At 40.4% G+C, this 19,622-nt stretch carries 1 protein-coding gene (only partly in view); it reads right to left on the bottom strand.

Annotated features, from left to right (window positions below):
- Positions 1 to 19,622, bottom strand: partial view of an invasin domain 3-containing protein gene (locus tag ACYSN2_RS01725; protein ID WP_461748519.1) — the 5' portion only. The gene continues 5,752 nt to the left of window position 1, outside the view; the window shows 19,622 of its 25,374 coding nt (coding positions 1–19,622); its start codon is at positions 19,620 to 19,622; the stop codon falls past the left edge of the window.

Genomic DNA, 19,622 nt, shown 5'->3' with positions numbered 1-19,622 from the left:
CCATTATTTGCAAGTACTCCCAACATCGTTCCTGAAGCAGTAGTTAATGATAAGTCATCTGCATAACCTGTAAGAGGTTGTGAAGGATTACTTTCATAGAAGAGTTTTACAGTAATGGTCGATTTTGCAATACCATCTGCATTAATCTCGATAGGATCCGCCGTAATAGAAGATGCTGTTTCACTAAATGCACCATCATTCACGGTATATGTCACTTGCGCACTCTTATCACTTGTCGCTTTTCTTGTTTTGAATGCAAAGTCATCCGTACCAAGTTTCGTTGAAGTAACCGTGAAGGTATAGATACCTGTGCCAGTAGCTTCACCGACATATTTCACATCTCCTAATAGAGGTGTATTTGAGTCCTTACTGACAAGCTCAAGACCGACATAGCCAGATAAAGGCTCATCTCCATTAGGACCATACTTCATCGTCACGGTCACCGTGGATGTCATGACACCATCTGCCCAAATACTTGTTGGAGTTGCAGTAATTTCAGAAGTTGTCTGATTAAAGTCCCCATCTCCTGCGGTGTACTCAATTGAAGTTGTTTTCGTGCTTGTACCGGCATCAGTTGCAAATGCAAACTGCTCTATACCGATCGTGCCTGAATGAACTTTAAACTCGTAAACCCCAGGTTTTCCTACAACTTCTACGCCATAAGTAGGCTCAACCACTCCTAAAGGTGTTGTATTTTTACTTACTAATCTCAACTTATCGTAACCTGATAAAGGTACATCACTATCCTTATAGAAGAGCGTGACCGTTACCGTAGATTGATCCGAATTATTAGATGCAATCTTAGTTGGGTTTGCCGTAATCGTTGAACGACTTTCGCTAAAACTTCCATCTCCGGCAGTATATTCAACAGTCGCTTTATCAGCTCCCACAGATGTACCCGTTGGTCTTTCGATAGCAAAGCCAATCTGATCAATTCCCACTAATTTAGATGTGACCGTTGTTTGGAAAATACCACCGCTCAATCTTGGAACATTCTCTTGGTTTACGATAGTTCCGATGAGATCAGTACCTGTCAAGAATACTCGTCCTTTCACATCGCTGACACTATTGCCGGCAACATCTCGGAAATCGATGGTTATTGTCGCTTTTGTATCGCCATTCGCTAAGATTTTACTTGGCTCAATCGTAATGATTGAAGTCGCCATATCAATATCACCCACAACGTAACTCAGCTTCGCCGTTTTATTCGGCGCCGGTGTAGCTCCTACATTAAACCCAATAGTATCTACACCGGGTTTAGTGGAAGTAATTTCACCTGAATATTTTCCATTGCCATCATAATGTAATGCGTGATTAGTAGTAGCCATGCTTCCAAGAACAACACCTGTAAGTGTTACCGTTCCTGCACTTTCACTGATTGGGTTATCAAATTTATCATTCAATTGAACCGTCACAGTGGCTTCTTCGGTACCATTTGCCTCAATTTCTAGTGGCGTTACAGTAATCACAGATCGCTCAATATCCATTGGTCCTGACACAAAAGTTACCTGAGTTTTGTTCACAGCTTCAGCCAAATCAACCGTAAATCCAATGGTATCTACACCAATTTTCTTAGATGAGATTTCAAAGGTATAACGCCCATTATCATGATCTTGAACAAGAGGTGTAACCGTATCAGAAACTTGTGGCTCGTCGAATACCAACTCAACAACGGGTCTAAAGTTACTCAATCCACCCGCATTGAATTTCGCTGGATCACCATACTCATCCCTTAATTGAACAGTGATCGTACTCTTAGCAACCCCATCAGCCACAACACTGTTAGGCGTAGCGGTAATTGTTGACTCGTTCAAGCTAAATAGCGCTGGTAAATAAGTAATCGTCGCTTTATTCGTACCGACTCCAAAACCAGTCACACTAAAGCCAAGCGTATCCTCTCCTACTGCTGTCGATGATATTCTTGTTTCATAAACACCATTTCCTTGATACTCCAATGGAGTGACAAGTCTTCCTAACTCAAGTCCTGACAAGGTAATCGTTCTCTGAATGTTTACAGGATTATCCTTAGCATCAAGTAAACGGATGGTTAGTTTCGCAGATGCTTCACCATCACTTAAGATTGCTTCCGGAGAAACTACGATCGTAGACTTGGTAAGACTAATTGGCCCTGCAGTATATTCAACATCCGCTTGTTGGGTTGATATATCACCATCAACAGAGAATTTTAAGGTATCAATACCTACTTTTTCCGATTTAATGGTTGTGCTGTATGATCCGACACTATCTGCTGTCAATTGTAAATTATCAACTGTTCCAAAAGGATTTGCAGGGAGTATTAACTGAACATCAGGACCTCCTCGCGAGCTTAGAATATTATGACCAAGCTTATCTTTCAGCTGTACATAAATCGTTGCTAACTCTTCATTGTTTGCAGTAATACTTGCAGGAATTACCTCAATTGTAGAAACATTTACATCGATATCTCCTACAACATATGTTTGCGCAACAGTATCTTGAGCTTCCACATTATTAACAGTAAACCCAATGTCATCTGTCCCCAACATTTCAGAAGTCACCTCAAATGTGAACAGATTTCCAGCTCTAGTAGGACCATCCACTAATGTACCAATATCAATGCCCGTTAATGCCACTGTATATATCGAACCATCAGCTACAGCTACACCATCTTTATCGAGTAAAGCAACCGTAATCGTTGTGGAATCTGCGCCATCTGCTTTAATAATAGGCTTAAGTGTCGTAATGGTAGAGTTAACAAGACTTACATCACCACCTTCAGTAACTGGGTCTTTATAAGTTACAACGATACTCTTAGTTGGTGGGTATATAGGATCAACACTTCCAATTTCAAATACCGCATATTTCACCGTTTCAATCGCTACAACGCTACTTTTAATGTTGCCGGTAAAACTATTTGCAGTAACCTCTAACTTAGAAATTTCAGTGCCTGATGCACCATAAACCTTTCCAACACCTAATCCTTCGAGTGTAACCTCATACTTATTTAATTCAGCTCCTGTAACGACATTCCCATCCTTATCACGAAGCGTTACCGTTACTTTCGCTTGCTCTATACCATCCGCAAAAATAACTTCTGGAACAATCGTGAAAGTAGAGTTTGAGTCAACTGGCGTACCTGCCACTTTATCCTCATAAACAACCGTTTCTCTTACTGAACTTTCCATTCCTAATACTGAGTAACTGAAAATTTCACTACCTGCTTCATTAGAAGTAATCATCGCATGATAAGTATGATTCGTATCATCGTAGCTTATGGAAGATACATCCCCAATTTTCTGACTCATCGAACGAATTTTTATAGTATTTACACCTACATCTTTTTGGATCAAGTGTCCAAACTGATCTTTCAGAGTAATAGTAACCTCTGCAGCAGCCTGACCATCTGATGCAATCGTCGTTGGAACAATCGTCATTGTAGATTTTGTGATACTCACAGGACCTGCTACATATTTCACATCAGCATTAGAACCTCCTGGCGCCTCAATTTTAGTATTTCCTGGTCCATCTACTTCTACTGTAAACGTTAAGGTATCTGTGCCAATTTCTGTAGAAGTAATCGTCGTCACATATACATTACCCGCTAAACTTGCCGTTTCTGAAGTTAACACACCTTTCAGAGGATCTGTTGCAGCATTCACAATTGTGACTTTTAAGTCTGGATCAGTAATAAGATTATTGTTCTCATCTTTTAATGAAACACGAATAACTGCTTTTTCAATCCCATTAGCCGTTACTTCTATTGGCATAATTTCAATTGAAGAATTCTTCGGATCAAAATCTATAGGGGTATAAGTAACAGAAACAATACCTCCATTGTCCGTTCTTCTTCCTCCTGTCGCATCCGCTACTGTAAATCCAATATGATCAATCCCTGAATAAGTCGAACTTACTGTTGCTTCGTAGCGACCATTTCCTGCTGCCGATGGTTGAGTAATAATATCTCCTAAATCCACTCCGGTTAGTGCAACAGTACCAGTGATAGCCTCAGTAATAGCATTACCGAACGCATCGTTAAATTGAATAGTAATCGTTGACTGAACTTTTCCATCTGCAGCAATAATCTCAGGAGTAGCTTCAATCGTAGACTTATCAAGGTTCATCGGTCCTGCTGTATATGTTAATAGCTCAGATTTATCAGCATCAGTCCCATTTAATGTGAAACTAAGTCCATCAGTACCAGCTTTAGTAGATGTGATGATTCCCACATAAGTGCCATTTGGTTGGAAGCTTAATTGACCTGCATTTTCAGCCACACCATTGACCACTTTGGATACTGCAACCGTTCCCATATTTTCAAGAACATTATTGCCGGTAGCATCTTTAAGCTGAACAATCACTTCTGCTCTCATCACGCCATTTGCAACAATCGTGTTGGGTTCAACTGTCAGAGTAGATGTTTCTAAATCAACATCCCCAGCCGTATACGATATCAAGGTATGCATAGCTGCAGCTTCACGATCTGCAAAACTATCACCGATACTAAAACCTAAATCGTCACTACCCATTTTCGTAGAATTAATCGTTAATTGATATGTTCCATCAGATTGTTGAGTCATTTCTCCATTAACAGGAGTACCCGTTACTTGACCTACTTCAAGCGCATTCAGATATACAGCTCCTGCGTAATCAGTTAATGTATTCCCCTCAAAATCTCTGAGTGTTACCGTCACTGTTGCTGTAGTTTGTCCATCTGCAACTATGCTTGCCGGTGTAACAGCAATCGTAGATTTTGTAAGACTTGGTGTATTCGCTGTCAATTCACGATATTCAATTGTAACTTTATTATCACCATCAATACCTTCTACACTAAATCCTAAGGTATCTTCACCAACAACATTCGACGTTAAGTCTCCTCGATAAGTTCCACGTCCGATATAAGACAAGGCATTCCCATTAGCAAATAGACCATTGACTAATCCCGTAATCTCAACCGTACCGGCATTTGTCGTAATGTCATTACCAAATGCATCTTTCAATTGAACGGTTACCTGAGAAATATCTTCGCCATTCGCTTCGATAAGCAGTGGTAATGCCGTAATAGTAGATGTTTGAGGACTATATGCCCCTGCGGTATAAGATACTGTTCCTGTATTAGCACTTACTGCACCTGCCACAGAGAAACCGATAATATCCGTTACATTCGCAACTGTTGATTTGATCGTTGCGGTGTATGTTCCATCTGATTGTTGCGTCAATGCCGTCGGAACTCCATAAGGTGTACCACCATCATTGAATCTTAAAAGTACCTCGCCTAAATCATCCGTTAATACGTTCCCCTTACTATCTTTTAACGTAATCGTAATGTTTGCCGTATCCGTATCATTAGCCACAATACTACGTGGTGTTACCTGAATCATAGATTGACCAAGATCCAATTCACCTGAGAGATAGACAAGTTTCGTATTAATGTCTGCTGGCGCCGCTGTACTTCCTAAGTTAAAGCTAACTTTATCATCTGTTCCAGCCGTTACAGAGGTTACTACTAATTCATAGCGACCATTTCCAACATAAGATGCAATCACCTCATTACTTGCTGCTTGTACAGCTTTCGTTAATCCAGTAATCGTCACAGGACCGGCATTCGTCGTTAGTGCATTACCGAGCGCATCATTAAGCTGAACAATAATTCTAGATTGTGCCACTCCATCTGCTAATATCTCACCAGGAAGAGCTACAATTGTAGATTTAGTTAGATCCGCAACCCCAGGACGATAAGTCACTTTTAATCGAATATGATTATCTACGCCGTTATAACTGAACATAAACTCTTCTGTTCCAGCAATTTCAGAAGTCACATCCGCTTTATAACCATTTCCTTCAATGCGTACCGCGCTTACGTCCCCAATTGGATTAGAAGTAGGTTTAATTACAACAGACCCGCCAGCCATGCTTGGATCAATTTCATTTCCAAATTGGTCATATAACGTCACAGTAAACGTGGCTTTCCCACCCGCACCCGCTAGACCTGTATCAATAACATTAGGAGTGACTGTAAAGGTAGAGTTACTGATATTCACATCCCCTGCTGTATAAGATACAGATGCACTATCTCTAGCTTTGGCACCATCCACCGTAAAGCTAAATGTATCTGAACCCGCATTGACCGATTTAACATAAGCGAAGAATGTTCCTGCGCCATCACTGGTCATCAAACCATCTGCTGGCAGAATTTCTCCTACCAAATTACCTACCGATACTAATTTAACTTGATAACGATGACCGGTATTACGATCTGTTGCACTGATGACAGGATTTCCAGATTTATCTTGTAATTTCACTTCAATGACAGACATTTCTACACCATCAGCTTTGATAGTGGTAGGGGTTGCCGTGATAGAAGATTTACTCAAATCAATAGATCCTGCAATATAGTTCACACGAACCTCTTTTCCTACCGCTGGCGTACCGCCGGCATTGAAGCCGATAATATCGTATCCAACATTCAGAGAAGTGAGTTCTCCTGTATATAAGCCATTACCTTGTGGTGATAATTGATGATCAGAAATACGTCCATTAACAATGCCACTGACGCGAATAGCCACAGGATTTCCAGTGATATTATTGGAGTGCTTATCTTTTAACTGTACTGAAATTACAGATACCGCACTACCATCTGCTTCAATACGCGTTGGGTTAGCTGAGATTGTGGAGAACCCTAAATCAAAACTACCTGGTGTATACGTAATATGTGTACGGTTATTCCCTGTTTTTCCATCTAGAGTGAACCCAATCTGGTCAGATCCTGCCTGCGTAGAAACAATCGTTCCACTATACTTACCGCTAGCGCTATCGTATGTAAGTGCAAGAGTTCCAGCAGCTACACCGCTTAATTTACCTAACAGTAAACCTGTTAAAACAACCTCTCCTTCATTAGAAGTAATATTATTACCTTCACTATCACGCAATTGAACCGTCACAATAGACTCTTCAATTTCATCCGCGCGAATTGTCGTTGGGCTCAGTGAAATCAAGCTCTCTGTCAGGCTAACAGCACCTGCGGTGTACGTCACATCAACAGACTGATTACCTTTACCAACACCGGCAATTGTAAATCCAATCTTATCTGTTCCAGCTCTTACAGATACTACTGATCCTTTATAGGTACCATCTACCTGACGCGCCATCGGTGCTTTCACAGAACCATATGTGAAATCTACTAACGTTACTTGACCCACATTCGTCGCGATATCATTTCCAAAAGCATCCTTAAATTGAACGGTAATAGAGCTCTCTTCTGTGCCATCTGCCTTGATACTGATAGGATCTGCCGTAATCGTTGTTTCCACTAAACTAACAGCACCTGCTGTATAGGTTAATGAAACTGGCGTTGCACCTTTTGTACCATCTAAAAGATAGTTCAACTGATCTGTTCCTGCTTTTGATGATTTGATCAATAACTGATATTGACCATTACCGATATATCTAAAGGTTGTATCACCATTTGGTTCAGCTGACTTCCCTAATACTGCAGTTGATGAATCTAAAGTCACTTCTCCTGATAGATCCGTATCGACAACATTATTAAAGGCATCACGTAACGTCACTGTTAATGTCGCAGTTTGTTGATCATCCGCCTTAATAGTAGAAGGATTTACCGTGATTGTAGAGTTTGCAATAACCGCATCTCCAGCAGTATAGGTAAGAGCCGCAATACCTGCCGCACTATTCCCATCAATCGTGAAGCCAATATTATCCACGCCTGCTTTAGTAGATGTCATTTCAAATTCATAAACACCTGATCCTGTTGCTGTTTCTTCTAAGACAGTTCCTGTGTAATTACCGAATGTTACGCCTGTTAAGATCACATTATGAGATTCTGTAATCACATTATTATCTTTATCAAAGAGGGATACTTTCACTGTAGAAGTCATGATTCCATCAGCGGTAATAGATTGCGGATCTACTACAACTGTAGACTTAGTCGAACTTACCCCACCTGCATTATAAGTCAGCTTCGTTGTGCTCTTAGGTCCTGATGCTTGAGTACCATTTAATGTAAATCCAATCGTATCTTCACCAGCGTTTTCAGAAGTAACCTTTCCTGAATATGAGCCTGATGAGCCACCATCATAAACTAAGTTCGCTCCAGCATACTTTCCAGTAGTAATGCCGGTTAATTTAATTTCAGCATTACCACCATCGGTCGTTAATCTGTTACCAAATGCATCACGTAGGATAACAGTCACTGTTGCTGCTGAAGTATCATCTGCGATAATGGCCGATGGCGTGACACTGATCTCTGAAGTTGTTGCAGATGCAACAGTTCCAGGTGTATATTCAACGCTCGCTTTACCACTTGATGCGACGTTTTCAACACTAAATCCAAATGTATCAGAACCTGCTTTTGTTGACTTGGTCGTAATACTGTAGGTGCCATTATTATTATCTACGACATCAGAAACCACACCTAATCGTGTTCCTTCCGCTCTAATGACAATAATATTGCCCTGACTTTCCGTAATCGTATTGTTAAATTGGTCAATTAAGGTCACCGTAACAGTTGATACGGTTTGCCCATCTGCCGTAATAGATACTGGATCAGCCATAATCGTTGACGTCGTTGCACTTGCTCTACCTGCTTTATAAGTCACAATGACATCTTTTGTATCGGCATCCGCACCATTAATAGAGAAGTCAAATGCTTCTTGACCCGCTTTTATAGAGGTTACCGTTGCTTCATAAATACCATTTCCTTTATTAACAACACTACTAATAGTACCCGTCACAGGATTCACTAACGTTGCATTGCCGTTCGCTGAGAATATCTCAACGACATCCGTTGTAGAGTCTGTAATAGGATTTCCATACTGATCACGTAGTTTTACGGTTAATGTTGCTGTCGTAATACCATTTGCTACGATCGTTGTAGGGGTTATAGATAGCTCAGACTGTGTCACATCCGCACCTGAAGCCGTATATGTTACCGCCACAGTATTGCCATTTGCACCAGGTGTTCCATCAACCGCAAATCCTATCTGATCTATACCCACTTTTTCTGAAGTAATCTTCGCTGTGTAAATACCATTTGTAGTATATACAGGGGTTGTTGCACTACCTAACGCAACCCCTGTTAAAGTCACGGATCCCGTTACTTCTCTGTCGATAGGGTTTCCATTAGCATCTTTAAATTGAATCGTCACATCAGCACCTGTTGATCCAACTTCAAATTGAAGTGGATCAATCGTGATAGTAGAACGACTAAGATTCATTTCACCTGGCAAATAAGTGATGGATGCAGTGTTAGTGCTCTTAGATCCTGTGCCAATTGTAAAACCAACCTCTGGATCAGTACCTGCTGTTGTCGAAGTAATCGTTGCAGTATAAGTTCCATTACCTAGATACGTTAATTCACCCTGTGCTTGATTTGGTATTCCTACCATTAAATCTGCAAGAGATAATTTATCTGATTGTTCCTCTGTAATATTATTCTCATACTTATCCTTAAGCTGAACTGTCACTGTTGCAAAGGCATTACCATTTGCTGTAATCACACCAGGATTGATGACGATTGTAGATGTTGTAGAATCCACCGCTCCTGCTATATATGTTAGATTCGCTGTTGCATCAGCTTTTGTTCCTTTATAAGTGAATCCTAAAGTATCCGTTCCTATCTTCTGAGAATTAATATCAGCGGTATAAACACCTGGAGTGCCCTGATTTAATACAAGTTCCCCTTGAATATTAGTAACCGCTTGTTTACCTAACACTAATCCGGTTAGTTTAACTTCCCCTGATATTGGAGCTGTATACCCCTGCCCATTAGCATCTAATAATGTCACTGTAACTGTTGATATGTCATTCGTTTCACCTTCAACGCTAATGGTAGAAGGAGACACACTAATTGTCGATCTAACTAGACTTACAACGCCTGATTCATACATGACAGAAGTAGTCTTATCACCTTTCTCGTTGCCAATAGAATAAGCATATATTCCAGTTCCAGTAATATCCTTACCTGGGTCATTTTCTGGGATCTGGGAAGTAACTTCTATCGTATAACGCCCGTTACCCATATATTGCATGATATTTGGATTAGTAGAATCTTTACCAATGATAATACCAGCGACGCCACTTTCGACACTAAGTTCTACAACTCCATTTGCTTCCGTTAATACAGTATTTCCATTAATATCTTTTAACTGTAATGTAATAACGGATTTTTCCTTTCCATTCGCTTCAATTGTAGAAGGCGCTGCTGTAAGCGTAGAGGTTTTTGTAGAATAATCTCCTGCGGTATAGCTCAATCTTGCTGGTACATAAGTACTTGTTTCACCATCTACTTGGAAACTGATCGCATCTATGACGTTTGCAACAGTGGATGTTGCTGTTGCTGTATAAGTTCCGGCAACATCACCCGCTACGATATTTGTAAACTGTCCGTAAGATACGCCACCATTAGTTGTAAAGAGTAAATTCACATTTTTATTACTATCAGGGACAACGTTTCCTTCCGAGTCTTTTAACGTAATCGTGACAGTCGCTGTATCAGTACCATTTGCCACAATGCTATTTGGAATTACTGCAATTGAGGATTGTGCTAAATCAATTTCTCCTGGGAGATACGTTAATGAGGCCTTTTTAACAGATGCTCTGCCATCTAATTTAAATCCAATGTTTGCATCCATACCTGATTTTTTAGACGTTAAGGTTAACTCATAACGACCTGCTTTATATGTTGCAATAATCTCATCGGCACTTTGCTCTGCAAATGTTACGCCAGTGATAACAACTTCACCTTCATTCGTTTCAATATTGTTATTCAAACCATCTTTTAATTGCACCACAATTGTAGATGTCGCAATACCATCCGCAATAATTTGGCGCGGCATTGCTGTAATTTCAGAATTTTGGAAGTTAACAGCCCCAGCTTGATATTGAACGGTTGTTACCGCACTTGAAGCTGTTCCATTCACTGTAAATCTAAATGTTTCAGTACCTGTTTTTTCAGAAGAAACTGTTGCGGTATACGCACCGTTTCCGGCACTGATAACATCACTTAACTCCCCAATTTTCTGATCAGAAATAATCTGGATAGTATGGTCGCCCGTTGTAATGATATTTCCTTGAATATCATATAACTGAACCGTAATTGTAGAAGTAATTGCCCCTTCTTTACTTACTTGAATCTGACGAGGAGATGCACTGATTGTTGAACTATTCGCATCCACGGCACCTGCTAAGTAAGTGACATTTGTCGTCGCACTCGCTTTTAAGCCATCAACCATAAATTCAAACGTTTCAACACCACTTTTCACGGATCTCACATAAGCTGTAAATGAACCACCGCCGTTGTCAGTCATGACACCCGTTGCCGGTAACATTTCTCCAATTGCGGGCGCAGTTGGCATTAGTGTCACTTGATATGGTTGGTTAGTTGTCGGATTAATACTACTCTCTAAATTATTGCCGTTACCATCTTTTAATTGAACAGTAATCGTCGATAATTTTTCGCCATCCGCCACGATACGAGCTGGATTTGCCATAATCGTACTGGTATTTCTATCTAACGATCCGGAAACATACGTCACAGTTGCTTCTTTTCCAACTGCCGTAACCCCATCTACGTTAAATGAAACCGTATCTGAACCTACCTTTCTCGATGAAATACGACCTGTATATTTTCCTGCGTCAACATAAGTTAAGCGAGCATTTGCAAACTCTCCTACTACAGCTCCCGCAACATATACATCTCCCGGATTACCCACGACGTTATTACCATAACGGTCTTTTAATTGAACTGTAATCGTTGCTGTTTCTGTCCCATTTGCTTCGATAGTTTCAGGCTGAATTTCAATCGTAGATGAAGAGAGTACATAGTTCCCAGGCGTATACGTTAAGTTTGCCTTACTATTCGACTGCACATTATCTAATGTGAAACTCAGAACATCTGTGCCCGCTACGGTAGAGATAACCGTGGCGGTATAACGATTGCTAACGCTATCAAATGTTGTTGCTAAGGTATTTCCTGTTTTTTCAGTAATTCCCTCACCACGATCAAGCCCTGTAATAACCACAATTCCACGGTCACCTGGGACGATATTTCCATTGCCATCACGTAACTCTACAATAATTGTCGATGCTGCAACTCCATCTGCTTTAATCGAGTTTGGTACCGCACGAATTGTAGATTCATTAACATCGATTGTTCCTGCAGTATAGGTAAGTTGTGCACTATTAGTACCATCACCTACGCCTGCAACTTGGTAACGAATCGTATCCGTTCCGCTCTTCTCTGAAGTGATAAACCCTTCAAAAAGACCATTAGAAACATATCTCACAGAAGCTGTCAGTTTTCCAAGCTCAATACCACTCAGTGTCACTGACGTTGGCGTAACACCCAAATCTGTATCGTTCCCGAACTGGTCTTTCAGCTGTACCGTAACTCTACTTTGTGTTCTGCCATCTGCGATAATTTCTGTTGGGTCTACCTTGATTTCACTCGCCGTTAAACTGACAGATCCAGCTGTATACGTCACAGTTGCCGGTGTGTTTTGGCTAGCAGCTCCTCCTAACGTGAAGTTAAGATTATCGGACCCTGATTTTGTCGATTTAATCTTTAATGTGAATTTACCAGCGCCTATTGAAGTGAATTTACCATTCGTAGCAGCATCTACTAACTGACCATTCTCTAAGGTCGTCATATCTAATGCCACATCTAAGCTTTCCGCACCTACAATAATCGGGTTACGGAATTTATCTAAGAGCGTTACCGTAACTGTTGCTTCGTCAGTGTCATTCGCTTTAATCGTACGAGGATTGACTGCAATTGTAGACACAGTGAGATCTACATCTCCTGCGATATATTGTAATACTTTTTCATCATTGGCTTTTTCACCATCCACGTTGAATCCAATGGTGTCTTGCCCTGATTTTTCAGAAATAATGGAGCCTTGATACTGCCCACCACCGATAGATTCAAAGGTATTATTCAGTAACGTTCCGTTGACTACTCCGACTAAAGTCACGTCCGCAAGTTCAGTAACAGCATTGCCATTTTGGTCTTTTAATGAAACCGTCACAATCGCAGCATCCACGCCATCTGCCGTAATTTCTGGCTTATCAATGACGATTGTAGATGTTGTTAAGCTCACGCCACCTGAACGATACGTTAATGTTGCTTTCGATTTTGGTCCTGTTGCTTCAACAGCATCTACGGTAAAGCCAATAATATCTTGACCATCAGTTGTAGAAGTTAATTGACCAGAGAATGATCCTGTTTCTCCGCCGTTATAGGTTAATGCAATATTCCCTTCTGTTGCGAATGTAATACCTTTCAATGTAATCGTGACGCCTCCATCTGAGGTTAAACGGTTACCATTAATATCTTTAAGTACTACTGTGACTGTTGAAGATTCAGTACCATCTGCCGTAATTACTGAAGGCGATACACTAATTTCAGAAGTCGTTGCCGATGCAATACCTGCCGTATAAGACACTGCCGCAGTATTACCACCTGTTGCGCCATCTACTTCAAAACTAAAGGTATCTGTTCCTGATTTCGTTGAAGTGACTTCTGCACTATATGTTCCATCATTGTTATCTTGAACTGCTTTCAAGGAGCCGATCATGTCATTATTCGTAAAAATAACAACGGCATTAGCACCAATAGAAGTGGTTAAATTATTGCTATTTCTATCTTTCAATTGGATCGTTAACGTAGCTGTTTCTGTTCCATCTGCCGTAATAGATACAGGATTTGCCGTAATTTCAGACGTTAATGCATAAGCAACATCTGGTAAATAGGTTACTGTCACATTTTCACGGTTAGCTGGAACACCACTTAGAGTAAAGTCAAAATGATCTGTACCTGCTTTAATAGAAGTAACGGTTGCCGTATAAGTCCCATCTCCATTATTAACAACATTACTTAATGTTCCTAAAGGCTGCTCACTGCTAATAGAAATCGTCACGATATCACCTAGGTCATCCGTGATTCTATTATTATATGCGTCAAATAATCTCACTGTAAGCGTCGATACAGTCGTACCATTTGCGGTAATTTCAGTAGGATTCACAGTGAATTCAGTTTCTGTAATACTTGCCGCACCAGAAATATAGCTAATTTCTACACGATCTCCGCCTGCGCCTAATGTACCATCGACTCTAAAACCAATTTTATCTGAGCCTTTTGTTTCTGAAGTAATCGTTGCTTGGTATTGTCCATTGCCGGTATAGCTTGGCTCTGAGCTAATATTACCGTTAAGAACCCCATCTAATGTCACGCTACCCGTAATATCCTCAAGTAGAGAGTTTCCAAAAGCATCCTTAAATTGAATTGTAACAATAGAACCCATATTGCCATCTGCTTCAATCGTTAATGGATCAGCCGTAATCGTAGATGTTCCAAGATTCATCGGTCCTGGATTATAAGTTAATGATTGGGTATTTCCACCCGCACCTAGCTCTGCCACTGTAAAACCAATGGTTGCATCTGTACCAGCAACTGTTGATGTAATCGTTCCTGTATAAGTACCATTTGCTTGATACGTTAAGGTGTTGTTTTCATTTCCTGTAACAGCTCCTAAATTAAGATCTGTTAATGTCACGATACCTTTGTTCTCAATAATTGAGTTATCAAAAGCATCTTTCAATTGAACCACAACATTGGCACGCGCAACACCATTTGCCGTAATGACCTTAGGAGTAATTACAATTGTAGACTTAGCAGTATTCACCTCACCTGCTGTGTACTCAAGCGTTGCTTTACCTGTAGCCTCTTCAGCATTTCCTGATGTATCTCCAAACTTAAAGCCTAAGGTATCTACTCCCGATTTTGTAGAAGTCATCGTTGTTGTATATAGCCCCTCACCTTGATGTACTAAAGTGGTTGCTTCTGCTTCTCCAAGGGTTGCACCTGTTAATATCACAACGCCAGGATTTGCATCTGTTGGTTTATTACCATTTGCATCATAAAGCTGAACACTTACGGTTGCATTCTCAACACCATCTGCAACAATTGAAGTTGGATCAACACTGATTTCTGATCTAGTTAAACTAACACCACCTGTTTTATAGGTAATCTTCACTTTACCTGTTGCACTTTGAGTACCAATCTTAAATCCTAAAGTTTCTTCTCCTGCTGTGGTTGAAGTCATCGTCCCCGTATATTGTCCGTTACCTTGGTAAGTAAACTGATTATTTGCCGGAGAGAATTTCCCAATATCTGTCGCTCTATCTAACGTCACTTCCACTATTTCAGTTGGATTCAAAATTTCGTTATTAAACGCATCTTTAAGTTGTACTGTAATTGTTGATGGTGTTTCTCCATCTGCCTCAATTGTCATTGGGGATGCTGTAATAGTACTCGTTGTATAATCAATACTGCCCGCAGTATATTTAAGCTCTGCTGGAGCCGCTGGACTTGGATCTCCCTCTAATGTAAATCCAATAAGCTCTGTAACGTTCGCTTTTTGAGATCTAATGGTTGCTGTATAAGTTCCATCTTGATGGTCGATCACAGCACTTGCTGTACCAAATGATGGATTGCCATTATTAAAGCGTAATGCCACGGATCCCGCACTCTTATCAAGATTATTCCCTTGAGAGTCTCTTAATTGAACTGTAATCGTTGCAGTTGTCGCATCATCAGCAATAATACTCTTTGGATCCACTGAAATTGCTGATTGTGCTAAATCCACTTCTCCTGGAAGATAAGTGATTGAAGTTGTATTACTACCACTTTGAGCATCGAGCTCAAAACCAATTGTGCCATCTGTTCCCGCTCTGGTAGATGTTACAACAAGCTCATAACGACCTTCCCCTACATAAGATGCCGGAACACGATCCCCCCTTTGAGTCGCTAATACTAACCCTGTAATATTGACATCGCCAACATTACTCGCAAGAGGATTACCAAAACTATCTTTTAATTGAACGGTAATCAGAGATTGCGCTTTATCATCTGCCACAATCGATGCAGGATCTGCCTCAATCGTAGATGTTGTAAGATCAAAAGCACCTGGTAGATAACGAATCTGCTCAGCTCGATTAGAATCAACACCATTTACTGTGAATGTAAAGTCTTCAACACCTGCGATTTGTGATTTAACTTCAGCGGTAAAGGTACCATCATCATTATTCGTAACCGGTGTTAACGTTCCTAATACAGAACTATTTTTAGAAATAATGACAACATCATATGCCTCATCCGCTTCATTTGTTCCAGATGTGAGTGGGTTTCCATTTGCATCAAATAATGTAATCGTAATTTTTGCAGTTGTGACATCATCCGCTGCAATTTCTTGCGGATTAATTTCAATCGTTGAGTTTTTACTACTCGCCTCACCTGCAGTATATTGAACAGTCGCCATTTCTATGGATGCGTCTGTTCCTATTAAGAAATTAAATTCATCTTCTCCAGATACCATAGAACGAACTGTCGCACTATATGTTCCATCTGAATTATTGGTGGTACCTGACAGTGTTCCTAGTTTGCTAGCAGCATCTTTAAATTGGATCGTTACTGCATAAGGTTGCTGTGTATCAGGATTAATATTAGATGTTAATGCATTCCCATATTCATCTGATAACTGCACTGTCAATGTTGAAGTTGTTGTTCCATTAGCGGCAATACTAGGAGGTTCCGCGGTAATGGTACTTTTTGTAATACTTGGTTGACCTGCCACATACGATACAAATGTCGTTCCTGTCCCTCTGTCCCCGTTAAGAATAAAGCCAAAAGACTCATTCATATGTACTTGAGTAGATGTCACGATTCTAGTGTAGGTTCCATCCCCATTATTAATGGTAGGTCCTTTAAATGTTCCAATCGGATTATCGGCATCTGTAAAGATAATCTCAACATCATCCCCCCCTGAAGTAATATTGCCACCTTCAATGGTTTTAACTTGAACTGTAATCACAGATTCAGCAACTCCATTAGCCACAATAGTAGTCGGAGATGCAGATATTTCGGATGCCGTAGCTGAAGACTGCTGTGCCGTATTGGTGAGTGTACAAACAATCTCATCTCCATTATTCGGAGTGACATTAAAGCTTGTGCCCTTTCCACTAGGTAATACGGTATTACTTCTACTATTTTTATTAATACAGCTGAGCGAACCCTCATAACGATCAAGGGTTGAGGTTGATCCCGGCGCCATTACTTCAGAAAGCGTGTATGTTTCTCCAGCATTAATGGATAATAATTCTGTTGTTACCGATGTCACAGAACCTGCTGTCACAACATCTTTTACAGATGTATTCCCATTTTTTACGCTAATAATAAATTGGTCGTCTGGGCTATAACGGCTATCAATATTTTTTACAAACTCAAGACGTGGTCCTGATGAATTTACTAATAGACAAGAAATTTCTGAACCACCTACAATGTAGTTTCCAGGAATCGTAATAACCCCTTCTTCTGTCGCCGTCACTCCTGTTATTGGAGAATTGCCAACCATACAGGTTGCTTCTGTTAAGATCCAATGTTCAATTTGTGGATTAGGCGACGTCTGACGAATAACGACAGGACTATTTAATCTATCAAATACGTGACGCGTATTATCAAATGTTTCTGTGCCTTCCGCAGTAACGCTAATCTCTGCTGTAGATAGAGAGGGATATACATTCGAAATATTATCAAATGTATAGGTGAATTTTCCTGTGCCACCATGTGCAATCGTAGAGATACTCACATCTCCTGGCACAAAATACACGCGATAATCCTCTACTTCCCCATCAATACGTTTCGTTGCACTAGAACCTTCTGTTGGTGTAATTCCTGGAAGCGTGCTTACTCTAAATCTTGCATAACTGGCTGTTGCTGTTGTAACTGATCCCGTTGGAACTTCGTAATCTATAGTGACATATTGCCCAGAGGTTCTTAAATCTGTTGCTATTTGATTACTACTATTAAATGAACCTACAACTCCACCACTTGATCTTCCCCAATCTAACCAGCCATTTAAAATCCCTTTATTCGCTGCTACTCCTTTAATTTCTGCCTGTAGTGTATAGCGATTTCCTGAAACGAAAACAAAATCTTGCAAAGATACAAAATTCGTACTGCCGTAAGGTGCTACTTGAATTCCATCATGTGTTGGAATTGAATCTGCAGCTGCAGAAGCTTGTGGACCTGATTGATTTGAAATGGTTTCCCCTAAACGCAAAAAGTTTAGCTTACTATCTGTTGCTTGATTACCGCTAACTCCTGGCGAGTTATGGAAAGGACCTGTTGCCGTATTATATTGTGTTGGTGCATCAGCGTAGTTTCCTACAGATGAGAAAGCCATCTTAATATTAGGAACTTCTTTATCCGTAGTAATTGTTATTTTCGTAAAAGAAGACCATTGTGACATATCAGAGCCTGCCCCAGCCGGCCCATCTGTTGGTCTACTTGCACACACCCCATTTGGAGTCGGATCCATTGTGTCTGAAGTTGGGTTATAACAATAGTTTGTAACACTATTACTGATACCAGAGCTTGATACCCAAGTCTGAGTTGCAAATTGATTCCCAATCTTTGGCTCATACACTCGTATATAGTAATTCGCATTCACTGAGTCTAAAACAAACGAGAAATTTCCACTACCCGTTGTTTGTATAGTAGAAGAATATCTAGGTACACCACCCTCTTCTTTCCAAATCTCAACATTTTGTTCTGCGAAAGGAGTTGCAGAACTTGGATCTATATTCCCAAGCCCCGTACTATCTTGATACAAATTCCCTTCAATAACAGGTGCTACTTGACAACTTGCTAAATCTCGCACGTCATCATCCCCGCCGGTTCCAGAGCTTCTAGGAATACGACCTACTTCTCTAATCGTTTGGGTCATGAGATTTGCTTCATACAAGTAATCTGTAGAAGTCGCTAAATATAATTTCCCATTTAGAAAAGCCATTCCATAGATACTTCCACTAATACTAGGATTACTAGATGGGAAAGTGAAAAGAGTTTCATAATTCCATCTACTCGGATCTGGATCCGTAATATTGTATCTAATCAACATTTTAGTAGAGCCATCTGTTAAGACATAAGCATTACCATTCGCATCGATTGCCATGTCTGACGCTATACTAGTATTACTAGATAAATCTCCTGGAATTCTACCTGGATTCGTAATGCTTGCTCCAGTAATGGGATTAAAACGCATAATGGACCAGTTTCCACTAGGTCCCGCATTATCAGATACATATCCGGAAAATATAATCTCCCCAGTCAGCTGATTGACTTCTCCACCAGACCAATATCGATTTCTAAATCCACCACCTGGTTCAGGATTTAGTTTATATACCTGCGTATCCCCTGTTTGAACTGCAGTAACCCCCTCACTACCAAAGCTCCCATAATGCCAAAAGAACATTGTCATCGGGCCATTAGCACTTCCAGCCGGGCCTAAGGCTACGGTTGATGAGCGAATAGTATTGGGATTCTCATAGATCCGTTCAGTCGTTAATGCTCCTGAGCCTTTATAATCAATGGTATATAAATACTCCCCTCTATTGTACTTTCCTCCATATAGTAAATCACAGCTATATGAGGGAGTAGCACCCTGTCCTGGAGACATTGTGACATAAGTACCTGTGGGATCTAAGGCTGCACTTGCGAATACAACCATTAACGAAAAAAACGTTAACCATAAGGAAAACACATTTCGAAAAATATTTAATTTTCTTTGCAT

Source organism: Ignatzschineria sp. LJL83 (assembly GCF_054871845.1).
This window is presented reverse-complemented; position numbering and strand designations above follow the sequence as displayed.